The 23,532-nt window shown below is 69.3% G+C and carries 23 protein-coding genes and 2 pseudogenes; 11 read left to right on the top strand and 14 right to left on the bottom strand.

Annotated features, from left to right (window positions below; genetic code table 11):
• Nucleotides 1-209: 209 nt before the first annotated feature.
• The 3 genes from PV679_RS14130 to PV679_RS14120 form a co-directional block, all read right to left on the bottom strand.
• Nucleotides 210-1,271 (bottom strand): hypothetical protein, encoded by a 1,062-nt coding sequence (locus PV679_RS14130; protein ID WP_319680539.1) that lies wholly within the window; start codon nucleotides 1,269-1,271, stop codon nucleotides 210-212.
• Between the two features lie 14 nt (nucleotides 1,272-1,285).
• Nucleotides 1,286-2,896 carry a M48 family metallopeptidase gene (locus PV679_RS14125; protein WP_319680538.1) on the bottom strand — a complete coding sequence of 537 codons (1,611 nt, stop codon included), beginning with the start codon at nucleotides 2,894-2,896 and terminating at the stop codon, nucleotides 1,286-1,288.
• A gap of 98 nt (nucleotides 2,897-2,994) precedes the next feature.
• Nucleotides 2,995-4,089 (bottom strand): hypothetical protein, encoded by a 1,095-nt coding sequence (locus tag PV679_RS14120; protein WP_319680537.1) that lies wholly within the window; start codon nucleotides 4,087-4,089, stop codon nucleotides 2,995-2,997.
• Between the two features lie 88 nt (nucleotides 4,090-4,177).
• On the opposite strand from PV679_RS14120, the gene PV679_RS14115 reads away from it, so the two are divergent.
• Nucleotides 4,178-5,335, top strand: a complete 1,158-nt coding sequence (locus PV679_RS14115) for a cystathionine gamma-synthase (protein WP_319680536.1) — start codon at nucleotides 4,178-4,180, stop codon at nucleotides 5,333-5,335.
• Nucleotides 5,336-5,365: 30 nt separating this feature from the next.
• On the opposite strand, the gene PV679_RS14110 is transcribed toward PV679_RS14115, so the two are convergent.
• Genes PV679_RS14110 through PV679_RS14100 form a run of 3 tightly spaced genes read right to left on the bottom strand, consistent with a single transcriptional unit; the run spans nucleotide 5,366 to nucleotide 6,736 of the window.
• Entirely contained in the window at nucleotides 5,366-5,617 is a 252-nt protein-coding gene (locus PV679_RS14110) for a hypothetical protein (RefSeq protein ID WP_319680535.1), read from the bottom strand.
• Complete coding sequence (locus PV679_RS14105) at nucleotides 5,614-6,096, bottom strand: sigma factor-like helix-turn-helix DNA-binding protein (protein ID WP_319680534.1); 483 nt, start codon at nucleotides 6,094-6,096, stop codon at nucleotides 5,614-5,616. Before PV679_RS14105 ends, PV679_RS14110 begins: the two co-directional genes overlap by 4 nt.
• Nucleotides 6,097-6,127: 31 nt before the next feature.
• Complete coding sequence (locus PV679_RS14100; protein WP_416069716.1) at nucleotides 6,128-6,736, bottom strand: MarR family winged helix-turn-helix transcriptional regulator; 609 nt, start codon at nucleotides 6,734-6,736, stop codon at nucleotides 6,128-6,130.
• A 144-nt stretch (nucleotides 6,737-6,880) separates the two neighbouring features.
• Between PV679_RS14100 and ilvA the strand changes: the two genes are divergently transcribed.
• The 3 genes from ilvA to PV679_RS14085 all read left to right on the top strand — a co-directional run bounded on the left by ilvA (nucleotide 6,881) and on the right by PV679_RS14085 (nucleotide 10,276).
• Nucleotides 6,881-8,110: a threonine ammonia-lyase gene (gene ilvA / locus PV679_RS14095; RefSeq protein ID WP_319680532.1), complete on the top strand. Its 1,230-nt coding sequence runs from the start codon at nucleotides 6,881-6,883 to the stop codon at nucleotides 8,108-8,110.
• Nucleotides 8,111-8,366: 256 nt separating this feature from the next.
• Complete coding sequence (locus PV679_RS14090) at nucleotides 8,367-9,431, top strand: ATP-binding cassette domain-containing protein (protein WP_319680531.1); 1,065 nt, start codon at nucleotides 8,367-8,369, stop codon at nucleotides 9,429-9,431.
• Nucleotides 9,428-10,276 (top strand): ABC transporter permease, encoded by an 849-nt coding sequence (locus PV679_RS14085; protein ID WP_319680530.1) that lies wholly within the window; start codon nucleotides 9,428-9,430, stop codon nucleotides 10,274-10,276. Before PV679_RS14090 ends, PV679_RS14085 begins: the two co-directional genes overlap by 4 nt.
• 185 nt (nucleotides 10,277-10,461) lie before the next feature.
• Here the strand turns inward: PV679_RS14085 and PV679_RS36190 are convergent.
• The 6 genes and pseudogenes from PV679_RS36190 to PV679_RS14060 form a co-directional block, all read right to left on the bottom strand.
• Nucleotides 10,462-10,719, bottom strand: a pseudogene (locus PV679_RS36190) (NUDIX domain-containing protein); the annotation flags it as partial.
• Nucleotides 10,720-10,853: 134 nt separating this feature from the next.
• Nucleotides 10,854-11,189 (bottom strand): hypothetical protein, encoded by a 336-nt coding sequence (locus tag PV679_RS14080; RefSeq protein ID WP_319680529.1) that lies wholly within the window; start codon nucleotides 11,187-11,189, stop codon nucleotides 10,854-10,856.
• A 45-nt stretch (nucleotides 11,190-11,234) separates the two neighbouring features.
• Nucleotides 11,235-12,569, bottom strand: a complete 1,335-nt coding sequence (locus PV679_RS14075; RefSeq protein ID WP_319680528.1) for a UDP-glucose/GDP-mannose dehydrogenase family protein — start codon at nucleotides 12,567-12,569, stop codon at nucleotides 11,235-11,237.
• A gap of 98 nt (nucleotides 12,570-12,667) precedes the next feature.
• Nucleotides 12,668-13,894, bottom strand: a complete 1,227-nt coding sequence (locus tag PV679_RS14070; protein ID WP_319680527.1) for a hypothetical protein — start codon at nucleotides 13,892-13,894, stop codon at nucleotides 12,668-12,670.
• Nucleotides 13,895-13,904: 10 nt separating this feature from the next.
• Nucleotides 13,905-14,360 (bottom strand): NUDIX hydrolase, encoded by a 456-nt coding sequence (locus tag PV679_RS14065; RefSeq protein WP_319680549.1) that lies wholly within the window; start codon nucleotides 14,358-14,360, stop codon nucleotides 13,905-13,907.
• 218 nt (nucleotides 14,361-14,578) lie between these two features.
• On the bottom strand, nucleotides 14,579-14,980 hold the full coding sequence (locus tag PV679_RS14060) for an ATP-binding protein (RefSeq protein ID WP_319680548.1): 402 nt from the start codon (nucleotides 14,978-14,980) through the stop codon (nucleotides 14,579-14,581).
• Between the two features lie 684 nt (nucleotides 14,981-15,664).
• On the opposite strand from PV679_RS14060, the gene PV679_RS14055 reads away from it, so the two are divergent.
• From PV679_RS14055 to PV679_RS14040, 4 genes and pseudogenes are all read left to right on the top strand, one after another.
• Nucleotides 15,665-16,336, top strand: coding sequence for a hypothetical protein (locus PV679_RS14055; protein ID WP_319680526.1), 672 nt, complete (start codon nucleotides 15,665-15,667; stop codon nucleotides 16,334-16,336).
• Between the two features lie 17 nt (nucleotides 16,337-16,353).
• Nucleotides 16,354-16,932, top strand: coding sequence for an HD domain-containing protein (locus PV679_RS14050; RefSeq protein WP_319680525.1), 579 nt, complete (start codon nucleotides 16,354-16,356; stop codon nucleotides 16,930-16,932).
• A gap of 230 nt (nucleotides 16,933-17,162) precedes the next feature.
• Nucleotides 17,163-18,359, top strand: coding sequence for a methyltransferase domain-containing protein (locus tag PV679_RS14045; protein ID WP_319680524.1), 1,197 nt, complete (start codon nucleotides 17,163-17,165; stop codon nucleotides 18,357-18,359).
• Nucleotides 18,360-18,407: 48 nt separating this feature from the next.
• A pseudogene (locus PV679_RS14040) lies at nucleotides 18,408-18,497 on the top strand (ABC transporter permease); the annotation flags it as partial.
• A 173-nt stretch (nucleotides 18,498-18,670) separates the two neighbouring features.
• Here the strand turns inward: PV679_RS14040 and greA are convergent.
• Both greA and PV679_RS14030 read right to left on the bottom strand, forming a co-directional pair.
• Complete coding sequence (gene greA, locus PV679_RS14035) at nucleotides 18,671-19,168, bottom strand: transcription elongation factor GreA (RefSeq protein WP_319680523.1); 498 nt, start codon at nucleotides 19,166-19,168, stop codon at nucleotides 18,671-18,673.
• Nucleotides 19,169-19,386: 218 nt separating this feature from the next.
• On the bottom strand, nucleotides 19,387-19,788 hold the full coding sequence (locus tag PV679_RS14030; RefSeq protein ID WP_319680522.1) for a DUF4307 domain-containing protein: 402 nt from the start codon (nucleotides 19,786-19,788) through the stop codon (nucleotides 19,387-19,389).
• Nucleotides 19,789-19,884: 96 nt separating this feature from the next.
• On the opposite strand from PV679_RS14030, the gene mca reads away from it, so the two are divergent.
• The 3 genes from mca to PV679_RS14015 all read left to right on the top strand — a co-directional run bounded on the left by mca (nucleotide 19,885) and on the right by PV679_RS14015 (nucleotide 23,376).
• Nucleotides 19,885-20,766: a mycothiol conjugate amidase Mca gene (gene mca / locus PV679_RS14025; protein ID WP_319680521.1), complete on the top strand. Its 882-nt coding sequence runs from the start codon at nucleotides 19,885-19,887 to the stop codon at nucleotides 20,764-20,766.
• Nucleotide 20,767: 1 nt separating this feature from the next.
• The gene (locus PV679_RS14020; RefSeq protein ID WP_319680520.1) at nucleotides 20,768-21,013 is read left to right on the top strand and encodes a hypothetical protein; all 246 of its coding nucleotides are present in this window, start codon (nucleotides 20,768-20,770) and stop codon (nucleotides 21,011-21,013) included.
• 314 nt (nucleotides 21,014-21,327) lie between these two features.
• A complete protein-coding gene (locus tag PV679_RS14015) occupies nucleotides 21,328-23,376 on the top strand; it encodes a cell wall-binding repeat-containing protein (RefSeq protein WP_319680519.1) in 2,049 nt (682 codons plus the stop codon).
• Nucleotides 23,377-23,532 lie beyond the last annotated feature (156 nt).

Genomic DNA, 23,532 nt, shown 5'->3' with positions numbered 1-23,532 from the left:
GCTCTTGTTTTTTTTTCCAGACAAAAGACGCCAATCGGATTTCCTCTTGGTCCGGGGGGCCGGAAATTTGTTTAAGAGGTCTCCTCGGCTGTGGGGTCCTGCTTGCACAACGTACGAGCGGCACCGGACATTCCACCGAACAGCCCCGGTGAGGCCGCCGCGACCGGCCCCGGCGCCACATTCTCGGCGCCGCATCCTTGGCGCGCGCCTCATCCCGCCTTGCGGACCGTAGCCTCGCGCGTGGTGACATAGAGCCGCGTCGGGTAGTAGCGCCACGGCAGGGCGTCCACATAGCCGTCCACCAGCCGGAACTGCTCCAGCGCCGCGTCGTACCGGCCCTGCTTGTACAGGAAGTACGCGAGCAGATGGCGCAGCTCCGCCAGCCGCGGATGGTCCTCCGGCGCCGCCGCGGCGTCCACCAGGGCCGCGTTGACCAGTGCCGTCAGCTCCGCGCCGCGGTACACCGACTTCTTCACGGTCTCGTCGAGGTGTTCCTCGAACCACGCGATCAGCGGGAACGCCGACATCAGGCTGCCGGGCGGCGCGTCCGCCGCCGCGCGGGCCGCGAACGCGCGCGCCAGCTCGTCGGATCCGCGCCATTTGGCGCACCAGTACTGGAGCGCCACGAAGTGGGCCTCGTAGTGGAGCGGCGCGCGGGCGGACGCCTCGGCCCAGAGCCGGTGCATCTCCTCGTGCGGATAGCCGAAGCCGGCCGCTGTCGCCATCTCGGTGATGTACGGGGTCGGGTCCTCCGGATTGAGCGTGGCGGCCCGGGCGATGTCCTCCCGTGAGCGCGCCAGTGTGCGGTGGAAGGCGTCGAACTGTTCGTCGCTGGTGTTCTTGGCGCCTGCGGCGCCGCGCAGCTTCCAGGCCAGGATCACCGTGCTGCGGGCCCGTACGACGGCCGCGTCCGGGTCGTCCGGCCGGGCGTCTTCCCAGGCGAGGAGCCAGCCGTCCTCCTTCGCCGCGGCGTCGCCGAGGGAGTACGCGTACATCGAGCGCCGCTCCCAGTCCTGGCCGGCCTCGGCGAGCAGATCGGCGGCCTGCGCCCAGTCGCCGTCCCGGGCTCCGGCGAGAGCGCGCTCCAGTCCGGGCGCGGGAGGCGCGGCGTGGTCGGTGTCGAGCCGCTCGGCGGGCAGGAACCCGAGTCTGACGGCGTGGTCGGAGAGAGCCGGAGGCCCCGCGGTGACGACCGAGGCCGCGCTGCGGCGGCTCTTGAGCCAGAGGTAGACGCCGATCGCTGCGACGATCAGCGGGATGAGTCGGGCCATGGGCTTCCCACCAGTCAGTGTTGTGCGCCGGACGCTGCGCCGAGGGGCAGTAGCTTGCGCAGTGGCTCGGTGTCGGGACGGTCCGCGACCGCGGCGTCCAGCGCCGCGGGCAGGGCCTTGTCGTATCCCTGCGGTAGTCGCAGGGACGCGGGATCCGACCAGGAGAGTTCCCAGCGCGCGCGGCCTTGGCGTACGAGCTCGGTGCTGACCAGTTGAGACAGGCCGCGGCGCAGCGCGGGACGGGCGAATTCGCGGGCCGCCCGGCCGGTCGCGGACGTGGCCTCGCCGGACTTGGGCAGCAGGTCGGCGAGCTGCCAGAGCGCGCCGGCGTCGATGGCGTTCAGCAGTGCGGAGAGCGACGGATCACCGGTGATCTCGGCCGTGGCCCGGCGCAGCGGTTCGGCCGACCGCTCGGTGTAGGTGGCCATGGACTCGTGGACGAGTTCGGGCCAGTCCAGGCGGCGCATTCCCAGGGCGTCGGCGGTGAGGACGGCCGGTTCGAGGGCGGCGAGGGTCTGTTCGGGAGAGTCGAGCAGAGCGAGTGAGGGCCCTGTCGGTTCGAAGGCGCGGCCGTCGTCGGGAAGTGCCTCGATCCGGGCCACTCGCTCGGCGATCGGCGGATGCGAGTCGTACGGAGAGGTGTTCTCGGTCGGCAGGTCGCGCCGCATCTCGTCCAGTTCCTGGTGGCGCGCCGTGAGGAGGTGCCTGATGCCGCCGAAGACCTCGCCCGGTGGCGGCAGGAGTCCGGCGCCGACGCCGAGGGTGGCGTAGGAGTTCATGTAGAAGCCGTGTGCGGCGTCGAGGACCGGGATCTCGCGCAGCGCGGAGGCCGTCGCGTCACGGCCGGCGATCCGCGCGGCCGCGCGGTCGGCTGCCAGTTCCTGGCGGCGTGAGCCGGATTCGGTGGCGCGGATGTAGAGCTTGGCGTACGCCGTGTAGATCGCGGCCATCACGCGGTAGGTGATTCCGGCGCCGGTGGTGTCGATCTCCTTGGCCGACTTGCCCTTGGCGAGGGCCTTCGCCGCTTTCTTCTCCTGCCTGGCCTGCTCCTTGGCCGCGGTCCTGCCGGCCTTCTCCTCGAAGTGGGCGATGGTGCGCAGCACCTGGATCCGGCCGCGGACGGTGATGGCGGACAGGCGGGTGTCGGCGTTGCTGTAGTGGCCGAGTTCATGGGCGAGTACGGCCCTGAGCTGCGACTCCGTCAGGCCGGCCATCAGTGGCAGGCCCAGATAGAGGCGGCGCCTGCCACCGAGCAGGCCCATGAGGCGGGCGTCCTCGCTGACCGCCGCGTTCGTGTCGCCGATCAGGACGATCTCGTCGGGCGCGCGGGTGCCGACCTGCTCGGCGAGGGCGCGTACGGTCTGCCACAGCCGCGGTTCCCGCGCGTCGGTGACGGGCAGGCCGGGCGGCCCGTCGTCCTTCGGTCCGCGCAGCAGGAACATCCCGCGCACGATGGGAATGGCCAGCACGACGGAGACGACGTAGAGCTTGACGTAGACGCTTCCCGGGGTCCAGAGCGTCGCGGCCCAGTCGATGCCGGCGAGGACGCCGAGCATGACGAGACCGAGCAGATAGAAGCCGGTCAGCAGGACGAGAGCGCGCAGCGCGCGCAGAGTTGCGCCCATCGGGCAGTTCCCCCCACGGGAAATGGACATGGCCATATGGCAGTGGGGGGAAGGGGAGTATGCCCTATCGCAGGTCAGCGGGGCAATGGCCGTTCCGTTCAGTACGGCAGGTTCGCCGGTGTGCCGCCGTTGGCCTCGTAGCCCGCGACCGCCAGGGCCCGGTACACCGTGTACTCCGCCGCCGGGTCGCCGTTGAGGGTCCAGGGCAGTGTCCCGACATGGCCGTCGACCCGCAGGAGCTGGTTCATCGCCTCCGTCCAGCGTTCGGAGCGTACGAGGAAGAGGATCAGCAGATGCCGTACGTGAGAGAGCATCGGGTCGTCCTGGCGTGCGGTGTGGACGGCGTGGAGCGCGCCTTCCACCGCCTTGGTGACCACGGCGCTCTGGTAGAAGCCGCGCACCAGGTTGACCTCGGGCAGATGTTCGTAGACCGCGAAGAGCGGCAGCGCCGCGAGGAGTGAGCCGTGCGGGGCCCGCGCGGCGGCTGTCGTCGCGAAGTGGTCGGCCTCGTCCCGGGAGCCGTGCCACTTCTCGCACCAGTAGTGCAGCGCGGCGAGATGCGCTCCCATGTGCGCGGGCGCGCGGTCGATCACCTTCGCCCAGAGCTGGTCGAACTTCTCCGGCGGATAGCCGAGCCCGCGGGCCACGGCCAGCTCGATGATGTACGGGACCGGGTCGCCGGGCGCCAGCAGGGCCGCCTCGCCGCAGACCGTACGGGCCTCCTCCAGGATGATCCGGAAGTCGTCCGTCCCGGCGGAGGAGGACCGCCACGCCTGCTGGACGAGGAACTCCGCGTGCACGGCCGCTCCGCCGGCGTCCTTCGGCGACTCCGAGCGCCAGGTCCGCAGCCAGCCGCCGCCGACGCCGGGCCGCTGCTGGAGCTCCAGCGACGCCGCTCCGGCGAAGGCCTGCACGCGCTGCCAGCGCACCTCGCCTTCCTTGCCGGTGCCGGCGAGGAGCTGGGCGGCGGCCCGCCAGTCCTGGGTGGCCTGGACGACGTTGAGTACGTCGAGGAGGTCCTGGTCCGGGCCGGGCAGGCGGATGTCCAGTTCCTCCTGCCGTACGAAGCCGTACGCCGCCGGGTCGGCGGCGTCGGGTGAGCCGGGCGCGACCTGGCGGATGCCGCCGCGGCGGCGCGTGACGACGACCGCGGCCAGCAGGCCGATCACGATCAGGATCCAGAGAATCTCCATGGCCCCATTGTCCCGGACGCGGAAGTGCCCGGTCCCGCCCGGGCCGGTCGCGGCGGCCGGTGCCCGTCCGGCGCTACGCTCGGACCTCATGAGCCACCAGCACCCCAGCGATCAGCGCTTCGAGACTCTCGCCATCCACGCGGGCAACACCGCGGATCCCCTCACCGGCGCGGTCGTCCCTCCGATCTATCAGGTCTCCACGTACAAGCAGGACGGCGTGGGCGGACTGCGCGGCGGTTACGAGTACAGCCGCAGCGCCAACCCGACCCGTACCGCGCTGGAGGAGAATCTGGCGGCCCTGGAGGGCGGCCGGCGCGGTCTCGCCTTCGCGTCGGGCCTCGCCGCCGAGGACTGCCTGCTGCGTACGCTGCTCGCGCCCGGTGACCATGTCGTCATCCCGGACGACGCCTACGGCGGCACCTTCCGGCTCTTCGCGAAGGTCGTCTCGCGCTGGGGTGTGGAGTTCTCCGTCGCGGACACCTCGGATCCGGCGTCGGTGCGGGCCGCGCTGACCCCGCGCACCAAGGCGATCTGGGTGGAGACGCCGTCGAACCCGCTGCTCAACATCACCGACATCGCGGGTCTCGCCGGCATCGCGCGCCAGGCCGGTGCGAGGCTCGTCGTCGACAACACCTTCGCCAGCCCCTATCTCCAGCAGCCGCTGGCGCTCGGCGCGGATGTCGTCGTCCACTCCACGACGAAGTACATGGGCGGGCACTCGGACGTCGTCGGAGGCGCGCTGATCGTCGACGACGCCGAGCTGGGCGACGAACTCGCCTACCACCAGAACGCGATGGGCGCGGTCGCCGGGCCGTTCGACGCGTGGCTGGTGCTGCGCGGCGTCAAGACGCTCGCGGTCCGGATGGACCGGCACAGTGAGAACGCCACGCGGATCGCGGAGATGCTCACCAAGCATCCGCGGGTCTCCAAGGTCCTCTATCCGGGACTGCCCGGGCATCCGGGCCACGAGGTCGCCGCCAAGCAGATGAAGGCGTTCGGCGGGATGGTCTCCTTCCAGGTCGTGGACGGCGAGGAGGCGGCCGTCGCGGTCTGCGACCGCGCGAAGCTGTTCACGCTGGGTGAGTCGCTGGGCGGTGTCGAGTCCCTGATCGAGCATCCGGGCCGGATGACGCACGCCTCGGCGGCGGGCTCGGCGCTGGAGGTGCCGTCCGACCTGGTCAGGCTGTCGGTCGGGATCGAGTCCTGCGACGACCTGCTGGCCGATCTGAAGCAGGCGCTGGGCTGATCCGCCCGGCCGGCGCCGGCCGGCGCGGCGCTACCAGCCCTCCAGCGGTGGCGTCGTCTCGGCCGGCGGAGCGGACCACGGCTGGGCGACCGACGCCCAGACGGCGAACGCCGTCACGGCGGCGAACAGCAGAAACCACCACAGGCGCCGCGCGACCCGGCGGCGGTGCAGCAGCCGTGTCCCGCGTGCGGTGGCGCGTCGCGCGAGGTCGGCCGGCACGGCGGGACGCGGCGCCTCCAGCATCCGCCGCACCGCGGCCTCTCTGCGTTCGCCGCCGTTCATGGCCGGTGCTCCTCGGACGCTCCGGACCGGTCCGCCGCGGTGTTGTCACGGACCGTCGCGACCGCACGCGCGTAGACCGCGCGGACGCGTTCCACCGGCACGCCGATCAGGGCCGCTATCTGCTCCTCGGCCACACCTTCGTACAGCCGTAACACCAGGACGACGCGCTCCTGCGGAGCGAGCCCGGCCAGGACGCCGTCCGGTGAGGGGCCGCGGCGGCTCAGCCAGGCCCCGCGCGCGAAGCGCAGGGCCAGCTCCTGGCGGGTGGAGTCGTAGGGATCACCGGCGCGAAGCCGGTCCCAGTCCGCGTAGGTACGCGCCAGCGCGGCGGTCAGCAGGCGCTGCGCGCGCGGAGTGGCCTCCCGCTGCTCGCCCGTCAGCAGCGCGGCCGCATGCAGAAGCCGGCCGGCGGCGCCCGCTACGAAGGCCTCGAACTCCTGGGCACGCCGGCGATCCGTGACCGCCTGCCGCTGTCGCACGACCTCATATGAGGACAGTCAGGGGCCAGGGTCAAGAGGGCGTCGGCGTCCCCGCGCCACCTGACGTGTCCGTGTTTCCGGCGCCGTCCGCCCGGTCCGGCTCGTCCGCGCCGCCGTCCGTGGACGGCAGCCCGGACTGCCGTGCCGAGAGCGCCGAGTTGAAGCGGGTGAGCAGCGTGGTGAAGGAGACCCGCTCCTCCTCCGTCCAGCCGTCCGTGACCTGTGCCATCAGCTCGCGCCGCGACGAACGGACCTCTTCGAGCCGGGCGACCCCGCGCGCCGAGAGCTGGAGGACGACCGCGCGGCCGTCCTCCGGATGCGAGGCGCGCTTGACCAGGCCGGAGTCGACGAGCGGCGCGACCTGCCGGGTGACGGTCGAGGAGTCGATGCCCATTCCGGCGGCCAGGGCCTTGACGCCCATCGGGCCCTGCTGGTCGAGGCGGTTGAGCAGCAGATAGGCGGCGCGGTCCATCGAGTTGCGGACTTGGCCCACACCGCCGAGCCGGGTCTGCTCGGCCCGCCGCGCGAAGACGGCCACCTGGTGCTGGAGGGCATCGAGGAGACGGGCGCCGCCGGAGGAACCGGAAGCCGTGTCCTCGGAGGCCGACGCAGCGGAAGTCATGTCCTGAATGGGGGGCATGGCTGGGGCTCTCTCGTGCGGTGGTCGGTTGGTGCAGGACAGAGTACGCGGCCGGGACCCGGCCCGTACCGGCGCTGGCCAAACCAGTGGCCATGGGTTGGACATCGAAGGCCGTCCCGGCGCTGAGCTGCGAGACTGACCGGCATGAGCTTCGGTAGGCCCAGCCCCTCGCGTCCACTGATCCTCGACGACGTCCGAGGGGCCCAGAAGATGCTCTCCGGTGTGGCCAGGATGACCGCCATGGAGGGAAGCAGATATCTGACGCGGCTCGTCGGCTCGCCGGTCCTGCTCAAGTGCGAGAACCTCCAGCGGACCGGCTCGTTCAAGCTGCGCGGCGCGTACGTACGGATCGCCGGGCTGTCACCGGAGGAGCGCGCGGCGGGAGTCGTCGCGGCCAGCGCGGGCAACCACGCGCAGGGTGTCGCGCTCGCCTCGACGCTGCTCGGTGTCCGGTCGACGGTGTTCATGCCGGTCGGCGCGCCGCTGCCGAAGGTCGCGGCGACGCGTGACTACGGGGCCGAGGTGCGGCTGCACGGACAGGTGGTGGACGAGACCATGGCCGCCGCGCGGGAGTACGCGCGGGACACGGGCGCGGTGTTCATCCATCCCTTCGACCATCCGGACATCATCGCCGGCCAGGGCACGGTCGGCCTGGAGATCCTGGAGCAGTGCCCGGAGGTACGGACGATCGTCGTCGGCCTGGGCGGCGGCGGGCTGGCGGCGGGGATCGCGGTGGCGGTGAAGGCGGTGCGTCCGGAGGTCAGGGTGGTCGGAGTGCAGGCGGAGGGCGCGGCCGCGTATCCGCCCTCGCTCCGGGCGGGCCGGCCGATGGTGATCGACTCTCCGCAGACGATGGCGGACGGGATCAAGGTGGGCCGTCCCGGTGATGTGACGTTTCAGCTCATCCGGGAACTGGTCGACGAGGTGCGCACGGTCTCCGAGGACGAGCTGTCCAGCGCGCTGCTGCTCTGTCTGGAGCGCGCGAAGCTGGTGGTGGAGCCGGCCGGGGCGAGTCCGGTGGCCGCGCTGCTGAGCGATCCCGGCGCCTTCCGCGGTCCGGTGGTCGCGGTGCTCTCCGGCGGCAATGTGGATCCGCTGCTGATGCAGCGGATCCTGCGGCACGGCATGGCGGCGGCCGGACGGTATCTGAGTCTGCGGCTGCGTGTGACGGACCGGCCCGGCGCGCTCGCGACGCTGCTCGGCGTGTTGTCAGTGGCGGATGCCAATGTGCTCGATGTGAGCCATGTGCGGACCGATCCGCGGCTCGGGCTGACGGAGGCGGACGTGGAAGTGCATCTGGAGACGAAGGGCCCGGCGCACTGCGCGGATGTGGAGGCCGCGCTGCGGGCGGCGGGTTACGCCATACTCGGCTGACAAGGCGCGGCGCTGTCCTTTTGCGCCGTCCTTTTGCGCCGTCTCTTTCCGTCCGTCGCGGCTCGTTCCGGAACGGCCTCCACCTCTTTCCACCGAGGTTTCCCCATCGCTTGAGAGTCGCGATGTATCGCGTTAGTGTTCCGGTCCTGGCCTGCCGTGACCGGGCTTTCGCGTCTGCCTCGGCGGGGGAGGGCCAGACGTCCTGTCGCTGCGCACACGGCGCACCGACATCAACCGTCACTCCGGGAGAACCCACATGCCAGGCGCCATCTATGCCGAAGGTCTGGTGAAGACCTTCGGCGATGTAAGGGCTCTGGACGGCGTCGATCTCGATGTCCCCGAAGGCACGGTCCTCGGGCTCCTCGGCCCCAACGGGGCCGGCAAGACCACCGCCGTGCGCGTCCTGACCACACTGCTCCAGCCCGACAGCGGCCGAGCGTTCGTCGCGGGTATCGATGTTCTGAAGCACCCCAATGAAGTCCGCCGCTCCATCGGTCTCTCCGGCCAGTTCGCCGCGGTCGACGAATATCTGACCGGCCGCGAGAACCTCCGCATGGTCGGGCAGCTCTACCAGATGAGCGGCCGCGCCGCCAAGGCCCGCGCCGACGAGCTGCTGGAGCGCTTCAACCTCGCCGACGCCGCGGACCGTACGGCCAAGACCTACTCCGGCGGGATGCGGCGCAGGCTCGACCTCGCCGCCGCGCTTGTCGTCTCTCCGCCGGTGATGTTCATGGACGAGCCGACGACGGGGCTCGACCCGCGCAACCGCCAGCAGCTCTGGGGGATCATCCAGGAACTGGTGGCCGGAGGCACGACCCTGCTGCTCACCACGCAGTATCTGGAGGAGGCCGACCACCTCGCCCATGACATCTGTGTGGTGGACCACGGCCGGGTCATCGCGCGCGGCACCGCCGACCAGCTCAAGGCCAGGACCGGCGGCGAGCGCGTCGAGGTCGTCGTCCACGAACGCGACCAGATCGAGCCCGCCCGCGCGGTACTGGCCGGTTTCGGCAAGGGCGGCGAGGTGACGATCGCCGAGCACACCCGCAAGCTGACCGTTCCCGTCACCGGCGGCGCCAAGCTGCTCGCCGAGGTCATCAGGGATCTCGACGCCAGGGGCGTGGAGATCGACGACATCGGCCTGCGCCGTCCCACTCTCGACGACGTGTTCATCTCGCTGACCGGCCATGCCGCCGAGGACGCGCAGGCGGAGGACGACATACCGGACTCCGGAGCCGCGGGCTCCGGCCGGGGCACGCGGACAGGCAAGCCGGCCAGGGCCGGAAAGACCGGAGCGAACACCAAGGAGGACGGGCAGTGACCGCCACCGAAACCGGCCCGATCGCGGCTCCCGCACCGCGCGGCGGAATCGTCCAGTCCGTGAGCGATTCACTCGTCGTCGCCCGGCGCAATCTCATCCGGATGACCCGGATTCCCGAAGTGCTCCTGTTCGGGCTGATCCAGCCGATCATGTTCGTGGTGCTGTTCAGCTATGTCTTCGGCGGCTCCCTGCAGGTCGGCGGCACCACGGACCCGACCGTCTACCGCAATTTCCTGATGGCCGGCATCTTCGCCCAGACCGTCACCTTCGCCACGGCGGGCGCGGGCGCCGGTATCGCCGACGACATGCACAAGGGCCTCATCGACCGGTTCCGCTCGCTGCCCATGGCGCGCGGCGCGGTCCTCACCGGCCGGACGATCGCCGATCTCGTGCAGACGGCGCTCACCGTCGTGGTGCTGGCGGTGGTGGCCGTGATCGTCGGCTGGCGTATTCACGAGGGAGTGCCGAAGGCGCTGGGAGCGTTCGGGCTGCTGCTTCTGCTCGGTTATGCCTTCTCCTGGATCGGAGCGCTGATCGGTCTCTCCGTCCGTACGCCGGAAGCGGCCACCTCGGGCGGGCTGATCTGGCTGTTTCCCGTGACGTTCATCTCGAACGCCTTTGTGGACAGCAGCAAGCTGACTCCGTGGCTGCGGCATATCGCCGACTGGAATCCATTCAGCGCCACGGTGCAGGCGTGCCGTGTGCTGTTCGGAAATCCAGGGGTCTCGTCGTCCGACGCCTGGCCGATGCAGCATCCGGTGTGGGCCTCGCTGCTCTGGTCGGTGCTGATCATCGTGGTCTTCCGGACCCTGGCGGTCCGCAAGTACCGCTCGGCGACCGCCTGAGGCTGGGCCGTTCCGAAGGGCTCCCGCCTTTGGCGGGGGCTTCTTCGTTGGTGCCGTGACCTGGAAGTGTTAGGAGAGCCCGGCGAGCTGGTGCACGTAGGACCGATGTGGAGCGGCATGTTCGCTGGCAGTCGGCCCAGCGGAAAGAGGCGGAGGGTCGGCCCCTCTCCGAGGACCAGGTCTCGCTCGTGGCCCCCCAGGTGCCGATGAATACGCGTGGCGGGGTGGTCAGCGATTCGAGCGAGTCGACCGCGGCTTCGCGAATCGTGGTCCGGGGTGATGCCGGTCTCCTCCTTGATCACTCGGAGTACGGTGTCCGTCCAGGACTCGCCCGCTTTCTGCCCACCGCCCGGCAGCGACCAGTAGCCAGGCCGGCAAATGTCGGGCTTGTCGTCTCGGAACTGTAGAAGGATCTCCCCGCGGCTGTTAGCGATGGCGGCCACTCATCCGGGCTTCTTCGGGCGGTCCTCACCCATGGCGCTCCCTCTCTGGCGCACGACAACGGCGGCCCTACCGTGGTGGCGGGGCCGCCGCGTCTCAGGGCTGCTCGCCGTTCGACCGGCGAAATCGTCGTGTTCTACGACTCCGTGAGGGCGTTTTCCCTCTTCGCGCGGAGGTAGCCGTACTCCAGGTACCGCGCCCACACGTCGGCCGTGGTCCCGCGCGAAATCCTGTCGAGGAAGACCATCCCGGCCATGATCGCGGCGCACACCTCGTCTTGGACCATCGGCAGCGTTGCCGTGACGGCGCCGTCGGTTCCCCAGCCCTTGTGGCGCCGATACATCTCCGCGGCCTCGTTCGCCTCCTCCGAGACCTTGGTGAGTAACAGGAGCTCCTTGACCGGCTCCTCGGCCCCACTGCGGCGCTCGTCACGACCGCGCAGCTCGGCGATCTGGGCCCATAGGTCTTCCATGTGAATCTCCTCGGGGGTGTGCCCGGCGGACTTGCCGGGATTCGTTTATGCCCTCGGCCGTTGTACGGGCCGACCGAGCTGCCAGACCTCCCAACCCGCAGCCAGCCAGGCATCCGAGTCGACGGCGTTGCGCACGTCAACAAGGACCCTGCGGCGCACGACGTCGGCGGCAGCGGCAGGGAGTTTGGCGTTCTTGGAGAAAGCCGGCCATTCCGTTGCCAGTACCACGACCTCGGCCCCGTCCAGGGCTGACGTCGCGTCGTCTGCGTAGGTGTAGTCGGGCCGGAGGCGGCGAGCGGCGTCGTTGGATTCGGGGTCGTAGATCACCGCGCGTGCCCCGGCGGCGTGCAGCCGGCCCGCCAGGCGCAGGGCCGGCGAGTTGCGGACGTCGCTTGTGCCGGCCTTGAAAGAGGCCCCCAGAACGGCGATGGCGGCACCGGCCACGGGCCCGCCGAGCGCCTGCTCGACCAGGCTCTCGGCGGCGTCCATGCGGCTGTCATTCACGGCCTCTACGGCTTGCAGCAGTCCGGCCGCGTGCACAGCGCCCATTTCGCCTACGCGATGCGTGAAGGCTGCGACGTCCTTGGGGAGGCATCCTCCGCCGTAGCCGATGCCCGGTCGCATCCCGGCGTGCCCGATCCGCTTGTCGATGCCGATCCCGTAGGCGACCGTGTTCACATCCGCGCCGCTGATCTCGCACACCTCCGCCATGGCGTTGATGAACGAGATCTTGGTGGACAGGAAGGCGTTGGCTGCGGACTTCAGCACCTCGGCGGTCTGAGGGTCGGTGACGATCAGTTCCACCCCACCGCGGGCGAGAATCGGCGCGTAGACCTCTTCGACGGCCTTCCGAGCTTCGTTCGAGGTGAGGCCGGCCACGATCCGATCGGGGAAGAGGGTGTCCTCGACCGCATGCCCCTCCCGGAGGAACTCGGGGTTCCATACGAGGTCGACGCCGCCCGCCGCCTCGCTGGTCACAATCTCCTGGAGCCGGGCGACGGTGCCGACCGTCACCGTGGACTTTCCGATGATCGTGCAGGGCCTCCTCAGCAGCGGGGCGAGGGAGCCGACCGCGCCGACGACCTGATCAACGTCGTAGCCGCGGCCGTCCTCTCGCAGCGGTGTTCCCACCGCGATGAAGTGCAGATCGGCCCACTCGGCAACCTCTGCCAGGTCGTCAGTGAACCTCAGTCGTCCGGTGGGCACGTGCTTGGCCAGCAGGTCGTCAAGGCCCTCCTCGTAGAAGGGGCCGCGGCCACTTTCCAGAATCCGGCGGGTGTCCGGATTGAGTTCGACGCCGATAACTTCGTGTCCGAGCTCCGCCATCGCGGCGGCGTGCGGAGCGCCGAGGTGGCCGCAGCCAATCACCGAAACGCGCATTGCTGTCCTGTCCTAGGGGTTCGTGGGACGCACCTCTGCCGTGCGCCCCACGACGCTATCGCGCCCCGAACGGCTCCTTGGGAGGGCGCCGTTGGCGGTCACACGTTCAGCAGCTGGCACAGTCGTGCCAGCGCGGGGATCGCCTCTTGCCGGACGACGACGTCGCCCTCCCTTGCCCCCTCGATGGGGTACTCCTTGAAAACGCCGTTCTCCATGAGGCCCTCGGGGTCGATGAAGAAGATCTTCATGCCCTTCTCGCGCGCCCGAGCCTCGACGGCCCGCCGGTCCGCGTGGAGTCCGACGACGAGCAGCGCCTTTGCTTCGTCGAGCAGGGGAACGGGCGGGATCTTCTGGTCGTAGCGGCGGACAAAGACCTCCTCCAGGCCGGCCCGAGCGGAGAGCGTGTCGAAGTTGTGGGTGATCACGGGGCCGACCAAGTGGCCGGCGTCATGCAGCGCCTTCAGCGACTCGTGAGCGGGAGTGGGTTGCGCGACGAAGCACGCGGCGAACATCCGGGTCAGCTCGTGAGCCTTGCCGGAGGCGTCGAGAAGCATCTCCTGGACGAGCGTGTCCGCCTGCGGGCTGAGCGTAAATGCGTGCGACTGGGTGAGGCTGTTGTCCTTGCGCGCCGTCACGCGGTAGACCTCGTGCAGGTAGTGCAGGGGCGGGATGCCGGCCTCGATGGACGTGCCGCACCCAACCTCGACCTGGAACGGCAGGAAGTCGAGCAGCCCGGAAAGGCCGTCGGCGAAGGAGGGTTTCCCACGCTGCTCCTTGACGCGCATCCCACCAGCCAGCACGTCCCAGGGCAGGTTCCGGAGCTCGCGGGGCGCCCGGAAGCCCTCGGAGGTGATCTGCACGTCGAGGGAGCGGAAGCCCTGGGGGGTGGCCCGGTCGGCGCGCTCGTCCTGGGGGTGCACGTCGTGTTGCGTCATGGTGGTCACGAGGTCGCCGCGGTGCCACTCGTCCTGCTTCTCACGCCAACGTCCCTCGGCCAGCCAGGCGTTGACGCCCTTGGCGTACGCGTCGATCTCGTTCGCCGGGGCGAGGTGCGAGACGAAGAGGTACAACTCGGCGAGAACCAGGCGGGGGACGGGGTGGGTGTAGTCCAGGTCGTACCGATAGCGATAGTGGACGACCCGGCGGCGTCCGCCGCTGTCTTCGCTCCAGCCGGACTGTTCGGCGTTGGTGGGGTCCTGCGTGCGCCGCCAGATGCCTTCCTCGATCGAGCGGGGGCGCTCGTGGCCGTTCCCGGCGAAGTGCTCCTCCCAGGTGGTTACTTGCTGCGGAGATAACTGCTCGATGACGGGATAGGGCAGGAACACTGGTTCCTCCTCAGATCATGGGGATGCCCACCAGAAGCTCCTTCGCGGAGCCGCTGCGCAGTGCCTCGATGCACTGCTGGATTCGCAGAAGTTCGTGATCGATCGCCAGCTCGGCGATCTTGTCGAGCGTCAGCCATCGAGCCTCGGTGTAGCCGCCGGCCTCGGACACCTGGATCTCCGCGGAGTCCGGGGCCCTTACGTGGTAGATGTAGTTGACGCCCTCGTGGAACTTGCCGGGCCATTCCGGGGAGTGGTCGACAGCGAGGAGCGCGCCCGTCGTGACGCGCAGGCCCAGCTTCTCGGCCAATAGACGGCTTAGGGCCCGCCTCGGTAGCTCGTTCGGCTGCGCCGAACCGCCGGGCAGGCCCCATCGAGAGACCTCTTGCCAGTACGAGCGCTGAATGATGACGAACTCCTCACTCCGCTCGATCAGAGCGAGTGCTCCGGAGCGGCGGGTTCTTGAAATAGTCGTGGTTCTCCGTCGCGGGGTTGGTTGTCACGATGTCGCCTCGGTGGGTAAGTAGCGAAGGGTGACGTCGTCGGTTCGGAGCTTTGCCGCTGACGCGAGGTCCGGGGGCCGGTGGCCGTCGAGGGCGGCGCAGGGTACTCGGAGATCCGGAACGGGCTCCGGGTGGTAGCCGCCTGACAGAACCGTGAAGCGTCTGCGCTTCGCGTGCCGGGCCATCACACACCCCCTGCTTCCGCCGCGTCGGCGTCCTGGCCTTGCTCCTCGATCAGCTCGGCCCAGACCGTCTTGCCCCAGCGATGCACGTCCGTGTCCCATCGATGGGCGACGGCTTCCACCAGGATGAGGCCGCGGCCGTCCTCCTTCGGCTCAGTGGGGACGGGCGCCCTGCGGTTCTTGTCGGTGACAGCGACCCGTACGAGCTGCGCGGCGGGACGCGTGATGGTCAGGCGGATCAGGTGACACCGGATCAGCTTCGCATCGTCGGCGAGGCCACCAAGCCTCCAAACGTTCACTGCCGCGTCGACCAACAAGCGCGCACGATGCGCCGACCCCGCCTTGCAGGGCAGCGTCTCGCTGTAGTCGGGCGTGTCGATCGCGGCTGGTCTCATCGCAGTCATGATCACGGGGTCTTCCTCCGAGATGGTGGGCCACCCGGCCCTGACGGGGGAGGCGGGGCCGGGTGGTCTCCTTCAAGCCGCCGGGCGGGGGGAGCCCCGGGACTGTGGCCCTGCTCGGCGGCGGCTTCAACCATCGGGCTGTAAGGGTCCCTGGTTGATTCCGTCGAATTGACCGTAAGGTTGCTCCAGGTGCAGGAGGACTGACTGCGAGTACGTGTTAGACAGATGAGTGCACCGGGGGAGTCTCATGACCGATAGGGCGCCAGCGCGGCGAAGTGCTCCTACGGGAGCCATCGCCGGGTTCGTGTTGCGCCTTGCCCGCGAGAGCATTCCGCGCACGCAGGCCGGGATGGCGGAAGTGCTGGAGGCGGATCTCGCCACGGTGCAAGGGTGGGAGTCCGGGCGCCGGCCACTTGCCAACATGAAGGCCGGAGTGCTCTTGGACCTACGCCGTCGCTTAGCTGCGCTTGGTGCAGATCCGTCTGTCCTGAGACTTCTCGACCCTGCGATGGACGCAGACCGCATCATCGGCACGGCGTTAGGCGGCCACTCCATCCCGATGCGAGCCCACCCTCTTGCCGAGTGGGTGCACACGCGCGACACCGCGCACATGATCGCCTGGGCCGTGAACGGCACGACCCGCCCGCCTTGGCCCATCGACCGGCTCCGCCCCGCCGAGGACCGGTGGCAGCCGCCCCGCTCCTCGGGACGCAAGAGCGCGGCGTTTTCTTCACCCATCTCTGGGAGGCCGCGGAGTCGGCCGGCCACTCGGGAGAGGGCGGCGTCCTGCTTCACCGCCAGGCGCTCTACCTCACCTCGTACGACCAGAACCCGCAGGCGTCGACACGGACAGCCGAGGCGCTTCACGATCGACGCGGTGTCCTTGCGGCCCGAGGCTGGACGCCGCGCTGGGCAGAGGCACGCTCCACCGCAACGGCGCTGGCCCGCCTTGGCGACCCTCAGCCTCTGCTCGACTTCATCGAGCGGTCCACGGTCGACGATGACGCCGCAGAAGCCGCCAACCTCAACTACTGGGCTTATTGGCTTGGGGCGTTGGCCGAGCCGCAGGCGAACGATGGCTTCATGCGCGACCGCGACCTATCAGGGTGGGAGCCAGTGGCGCTCATGCGCTCGCTGGTGAACGGGCTTCATCAAGCACCCGGATACGTCGAGCTCTACGTTCACTCCCTATGGGCTCTGCTCACGGCCCACAGGTGGCTACCGCTGGCATTGCCGGACCTGGCTGCAAGGCTTGCCAAGCGAACAGAGCAGCTCCTCGGGGACAGCCGGATCTCCTCGCGATCACAGCGGGAACTCAGCGCCGTGCACTACGTTCTAGGCGAAAATCGCACGTGACAATGGAGGCGCACGATATGGCGGAAGACGTGGAGCAGACGAACGGCACCGCAGGATTTCTGTTCGAGATGGGGATGCTGAAGCGGGCCAAGCGGTCCGGGTGGTGGATCGCTGGCGTCAAGGACCCGGAGACCATCGCCGAGCACTCCTTCCGTGTCGGCCTCATCGGTTCCGTCCTCGCCATGATGGAAGGCGCCGACCCGGCGAAGACGGCGCTGCTCGGTCTCTGGCACGACACGCAGGAGACTCGCGTCAGCGACATCCCGCATATCGGCCGCCGCTACCTCGATGCGGCATCGAATGAGAAGGTCACCGCGGACCAGGTGTCGGCGGCCCATCCGGCGGTGCGCGCGGGCGCTCAGCAGATCGTCGAGGAATACGAGACGGGCGACTCCCTGGAAGTCATCTGTGCGCACGACGCGGACAAGCTGGAATGCCTCATCCAGGCGGTTGAATACCGCGAGCAGGGCTGTGCGAACGTTCAGGGGTGGATCGACAGCAGCCTTGAAAAGCTCAAGACCGCCTCGGCCCAGGCGCTTGCCGAGGCCGCTTTGAACATGAATTCGGTGGAGTGGCAGCAGACCTACCTCCGCTGAGCCCCAGGACGGCGCAACGCACGAAACAGCCCCGCCCCTCTACCGCTGAGGGGCGGGGCGGTTGCCCTTCTGAGCGAAGTGACCTCGTGGGCCCTGGACTTCGTTGTCTCGCCGTCGGGCGAGTGGACGTTCTTGGAAGTCAACCCGTGCGGGCAATGGGACTGGATACAGCACGCCACCGGCCTGCCTGTCGCCGAAGCCATCGCTGACGAGTTGCAAGGAGTACCCGCGTGACCGACGCCGCCGTGCCAGTTGAAGCCGCTCAGCCATATATGGCGGCACTCGTCGCCGAACTCGAAGAAGCCGGCGCTATCACCTCGCGTCAGTGGGGAGCCGCCTTTGCCGCCGTTCCCCGGCACGTGCTCGTCCCCCGCTGGTACGAACGGGAGACCAACGGGCGCGGCATCGCTGTATGGCGCATGACCCATGCAGTCGGGGAGAGTTCACTCGCCCGGATCTACCGTGACGCGACTCTCGTCACCGCCTTGGACCCTGATACGGCTCAGCAGGTCGACGAGACCGCGTGGACCGGCGTAGCGACGTCATCGAGTACATTGCCGAGCCTCATGGCCGGAATGCTGGAAGACCTCAGTGTCGAGGACGGGCATCGAGTGCTCGAAATCGGTACGGGGACCGGTTACAACGCGGCATTGTTGTGCGCTCGTCTCGGTGAGCACCTTGTGTACTCAGCCGACATCGATCCCGCACTCGTCGAGACCGCACAGAGCCGTCTGTCGTCAATCGGATACGCCCCGACGCTCGTGCGGGCCGACGGACAAAGCAGGTATCCCACCGGGGACCAGTTCGACCGGATCATTGCTACCTGCTCCGTACCGAGCATCCCAGGCGCTTGGGCCGAGCAGACACGTCCGGGAGGCATCATCGTCGCTGATGTTTCCCTGGGCATTGAGGGCGGACTCGTCCGCCTGGCCGTCAACGAAGATGGCGACGCCATTGGCCGGTTCACCGGCACCGCCGGCCGTTTCATGGCCGCACGCGCGGACGCGCGAACCTACCAGCGCCGGCGGCGCGCACAGGCCGCACCCGAAAAGGACACCCGCCCAACTTCCGTCACGGCGGCTGACGTACGCGCAAACTACCCATTCCGTCTATTGCTTGCTTTCCGTATTCAGAACGCCGAAATCGTCTATTACTCTGACGGCGCCGGGGACGCCATGTCTCTCCAGCTCCAGCGGGATGGCGACTGGGCGCGCGTACCGCTCACAGGTGGTGAAACCGGGCTCGTCTCGTACGGCGGTAAGGACCTCTGGTCAGAGGTGGAGGCCGCATGGGAGTGGTGGAACGATGCCGGCCGCCCCTCGCAGGACCGGTTTGGGTACGTACGCGAGGCGGATGGTATGGCGTTCGTGTGGTACCTCCCCGACGGCAGCAGGCCCACTCGAACGTGGCTCACCGACCTGGTCTGAGCGAAGTGACCCCTTGAAGTGTGTCTTCTGGCCGTGGCGTCATGCCCTCCGGTGTGGGCCTCGCTGCTCTGGTCGGTGCTGATCATCGTGGTCTTCCGGACCCTGGCGGTCCGCGAGTACCGCTCGGCGACCGCCTGAGTCCGGGCCGTGGCCGGGACCGGTGCGCGGGACCGGTGCGGTGCCTGCCGGACCCGTGCCCGGGGCGTCCCGCACGGCCTCGGGCGCGGCGAAAGGGCCGTACCGCGTCATTTCTGTCGCGCGGTACGGCCCTTTCGTGGTTCTGTCTGTCGAGCGTGGTTCTGTCTGTCGGGTCAGCCCGTGTACGGCTTGGCCGCGAGGATCTTCACCGCGGCCTTGTTGCCGTTCGGCAGCTCGTACTGAGCGTCCTCGCCCACCTTCTTGCCGTTCACACCGGAGCCCAGCGGGGACTGCGGTGAGTACGTCTCGATATCGGCGCTCGCGTACTCGCGCGAGGCCATCAGGAAGGTGAGCGTGTCGTCCTCGTCACCGTCGAACGCGATGGTCACCACCATGCCCGGCTCGACGACGCCGTCGTCCGCCGGGGCCTCGCCGACCTTCGCGTTGTCCAGGAGCTGGGTGAGCTGGCGCACGCGGAGCTCTTGCTTGCCCTGCTCCTCCTTGGCCGCGTGGTACCCGCCGTTCTCCCGCAGGTCGCCCTCCTCGCGAGCGGCCTCGATCTTCTTCGCGATCTCGGTGCGGGCGGGACCAGACAGGTATTCCAGCTCGGCCTTGAGCTGGTTGTACGCCTCCTGGGTAAGCCAGGTGACGTTCTCGCTGGTCTGGGTCACAGGTGCTCCTCGTAGGTACCGGGAATACAAAGCAACGCCCTACTCAGAAGGATTGTGCCTTCTCGGGTGGGCGAAACCACGAGCCTAACAATTTCAGGGCGCAAGGGGGAGGACGAATGCCATCAGAATTACATCGGCGCAGGTCAGCGCGGAGACGTACGGCGGTTCCGGCCGGGATTCCGGCGACGGTCCCAGGCACCGCGGGCGGAGCCGGCGATTCAGCCGGACGTACAGCCCAGCAGCTCCGTGCTGGTCGCGCTCTCCGTCGTACGCACGGTGACGATCTGGTCGATCCTGGTCTCGCCCGGGCCGAAGCGCACGTCCTTGCGGCCGACCTCGGCGCCGCTCTCCGCCAGCGAGCGCAGCGTGCAGGTGCCGGTGGCGTCCCGGTCCTTGCGGACCTCCAGATGCACCTCGACCGCGGTGGCGGAGACCCGTTTGAACTTGATGATCTCGCCGGAGACGCCCTGGCCCACCACATAGTGGTAGCCGAACCAGCCGATCAGGCCGAGCAGCACGGCGCCGAGCACCGCGGCCACGATCCGGAGCCCGCGGTCCGCGCGCTGGTCCGCCGGGCGGCCGTAGCGGCCCGGCGGAAGCTCCTCGCGTACCACGGCCATGATCGTCCTCCCGGAGTCGGGTGCCGGAATTTTCCGCCCCCCGATATCCGTCACTATAGAAGCCGCCTGATGCGACGAATCACTGAGGATCGAGTCTTGACTGAGCAGCTTCGACTGATGGCCGTGCACGCCCACCCCGACGACGAGTCGAGCAAGGGCGCCGCCACCATGGCCAAGTACGTTTCCGAGGGGGTGGACGTGCTGGTCGTGACCTGCACGGGAGGCGAGCGCGGCTCGATCCTCAACCCCAAGCTCCAGGGTGACGCCTATATCGAGGAGCACATCCACGAGGTCCGCAAAAAAGAGATGGCCGAGGCGCGCGAGATCCTCGGCGTCGAGCAGGAGTGGCTGGGCTTCGTCGACTCCGGGCTGCCCGAGGGCGACCCGCTGCCGCCGCTGCCCGAGGGCTGTTTCGCGCTGGCGGACGCCGACGAGGCGGCGGGACGGCTGGTCCGGCTGATCCGCTCGTTCCGGCCGCAGGTCATCACGACGTACGACGAGAACGGCGGATATCCGCACCCCGACCACATCATGACCCACAAGATCTCGATGCTGGCGTTCGAGGCGGCGGCGGACAAGGAGAAGTATCCGGAGGAGGAGTTCGGGCCGGTCTGGCAGCCGCAGAAGCTGTACTACAACCAGGGCTTCAACCGGCCGCGTACGGTCGCGCTGCACGAGGCGCTGCTGGCGCGCGGTCTGGAGTCCCCGTACGGCGAGTGGCTGGAGCGCTGGAAGGAGTTCGAGCGGGCCGAGCGGACGCTGACCACGCATGTTCCGTGCGGCGACTTCTTCGAGATCCGTGACAAGGCGCTGATCGCGCACGCCACGCAGATCGATCCGGACGGCGGCTGGTTCCGCGTGCCGATGGACATCCAGCGGGAGGTGTGGCCGACGGAGGAGTACGAGCTGGCGAAGTCCCTCGTCGACACCTCCCTCCCCGAGAGCGACCTCTTCGCGGGCATCCGCGACAATGCCTGATATGTATGCGACCCAGGCAGTGACGCACTTGGTTCCCCTCGCCCAGGAGCTGGACAAGAACAAGGTGACGCCGGGAGTTCTCGGCTTCATCGTGTTCGCGGTGATGGCGATCGGTGTGTGGCTGCTGATGAAGTCGATGAACCGCCACATGGGCAAGGTCGACTTCGAAGAGGCCCCGGCACCGGCCAAGGCGTCCGCCGCGCCCGGGGCGTCCTCCGCTCCGCACGGCGAGCAGGGCGCGCCGTAGCCGTACCGCCTGGCCGACCGGTCCGCGAGCCGCTCCACGCGCCGGTCGTCACCGGCCCCATGACACCCACCGGGTCTCATGGGGTCCCGCGGTGCCCGGGCCGGTCTCCGGCCCCAACTGTTCATTCAATGTTTCGAACATGTGTTCCAGCGGTGAAAGTGATCCCCCCTACGATCATGCCGCTGGTGCTTGATCGCCACGAGGCGCCGCGCGGAGCCATGCGTGCGCCGCGGTCGCATGCGGTGTGAGCCGGGGGGCGACGCGGGCCGAGGTGCCCGGCGACAGGCTGTTTCATGACTCTGTGGGGGGTTTCCTTGAATTCACGCGCGCGCCGCGGTCTCGCGGCGCTCACGTCGGCCGCCACCATGGCGGCCGGCCTGCTCGGTGCGGTGGCACCGGGCGCCCAGGCCGCCGCCGCCGATGTCACGGGCGGACAGATCGGGCTGTACGGCGGCAGCAACGGGATCGCGACCATCAACGCGGACGGCACCGGGCTGCGCTCCGTACCCGGTATCGAGAACAACGGTCACACGCCGAACTGGTCGCCGGACGGCAGCCGGGTCGTGGCCGGCGGCAGCCAGATCAAGACCGGCCGGGTCAACGGTGGCACCTCGCTCGTGACCCTGCCGTGGGCGGAGGGCGTGCGGTCCAGCGCGGCCTACGAAGACCCGGCCTTCTGGCTGGACGGCCGGTATGTGGTGTTCAGCACGGGCGGACAGCTCGTCTACGGTCCTTCGGACGGCTCCTATGCGCCCGAGCCGCTGCTGACGGACGCGCAGGAGCCGGAGACGGTCTGCGACGTGCACCCGACGACCAGCCCGGACGGCACACTGGCCTTCGAACGGCGCGCCAACTACGGCTGCTACGACAGCCAGGGCATCTGGACGTACGACCCCGACACCGACGCGGTGAAGCGGCTCATCGCCTCCGGTTCCTCGCCGGTGTACTCGGCGGACGGCAGCCGGCTGGTCTTCACGCGGCTGGTCGACGGCTGGACGCAGCTCTTCACGGCCAACGCCGACGGCAGCGCCGTCACCCAGATCACCACCGATCCCACGGACCATCTCAACCCGTCCTGGGACCCGGCCAACGGGCGGATCGCCTACGACGCGCACACCACACACGCCGGACAGTCCGACGACCAGCAGACGGTGCGGATCCTCGACCCGGCGGCCGGCACCTCCACCGCGCTCACCGACGCGGGCAGCAAGCCCGCCTGGCAGCCGCTGCGGAAGAACGCACTGATCCGGATCTACGGCACCGGCCCCATCGGCATCGACGCCGCCGCGTCGCGCTGGACGTTCGACACACTGGGAGAAACGCACCAGCCCGGCTGGATCGAGGCCAAGTCCGCCGTCCTGATCAACAAGGGCAACGCCACCTACGCGGCCCCGGCGATCTCGCTCGGCGCGGAGAAGCAGGGCCCGGTCCTGAGCACCTCCAGCGGCTCGCTGGACGACTCCGCGGCCGCCGAGCTCAAGCGCGTCCTGCCCAAGGGCGGCACCGTCTATCTGACCGGCAACACCAATCTGCTGGCCGCCAAGGTGGCCACCCAGGTGGAGGCGCTCGGCTACAAGGCGCTGCGGCTGGAAGGCACGGACCTCTCCTCGATGTCCGCCCGGATCGCCAAGCAGATCACCGCGGCTCCGAGCTGGGTCTTCATCGCCGACGGCAACGACTACCACGACCCGATCGCCGCGTCCACGGCGGCCGGCGCGCTGGGCTACCGGGGCACCGGCGTGGTGCTGCTGACCAACGGGAAGTCCTCCTCCACCTCCGTCCAGAACTACATCAACGCGCTGGACCCGGACACCACGGGCCTGGTGACGGTCGGCTCGATCGCCGAGCAGGCGTTCCGGCAGATGCCGCTGGTCAATGGCTGGAACTACTGGGCGATCGGCGGTGCGACCCATGAGGACGTCGCCGCCGAGCTGGCCGACTTCTGGTGGACGGCGCCGACCTCGGCCGTCGTCGAGGACACCTGGGTCTGGCAGAACGCCGTCGCCGGTGGCGCTGTCACGGCGACCTACGGACCGATGCTCTGGTCCACCGAGGCGACCCTCTCGACCGTGGCCGAGAACTACCTCACCAAGCGGTCCGCGAGCATCTCGTATGTGCACACCTTCGGTGGCAACGTGTCGTACCCGCCCGCCAACCGCACCGGCATCGCCAACGCGATCGCCGCGAGCAGCGGCTGGGTGGACACGGTCTGGGCGGAGGCCGGTATTCCGCCGACGATCGCTTCCGCGCGGTCCTTCCGGGCCGCGGCTCCGGACTCCGCCGACGGCGGACGGCCCGCGGCCGGCGCCGCGGTGACGCCGGGCGAGCACCTGCCGGCACCGGACCGGCGCACCGCTCCGTAGGACGGCGCGTCCGGAAAGCCGTCCGTCGACGGAAACGCGCGGCGGGCGACAAGCAGAAGGCGGCGGTCCAGGCACTCGGGTGCCTGGACCGCCGCCGCGTTTTCGGTGCTTCCGGCCAGCCGGCACCGGGCCTGAGGTACCGGTGGCGCGCGGCCT

The organism is Streptomyces sp. AK02-01A, assembly GCF_033795305.1.
Lineage (GTDB): Bacteria > Actinomycetota > Actinomycetes > Streptomycetales > Streptomycetaceae > Streptomyces.
The sequence above is the reverse complement of the archived record's forward strand: the minus strand, read 5'-3'. Positions and strand labels throughout refer to the sequence as shown.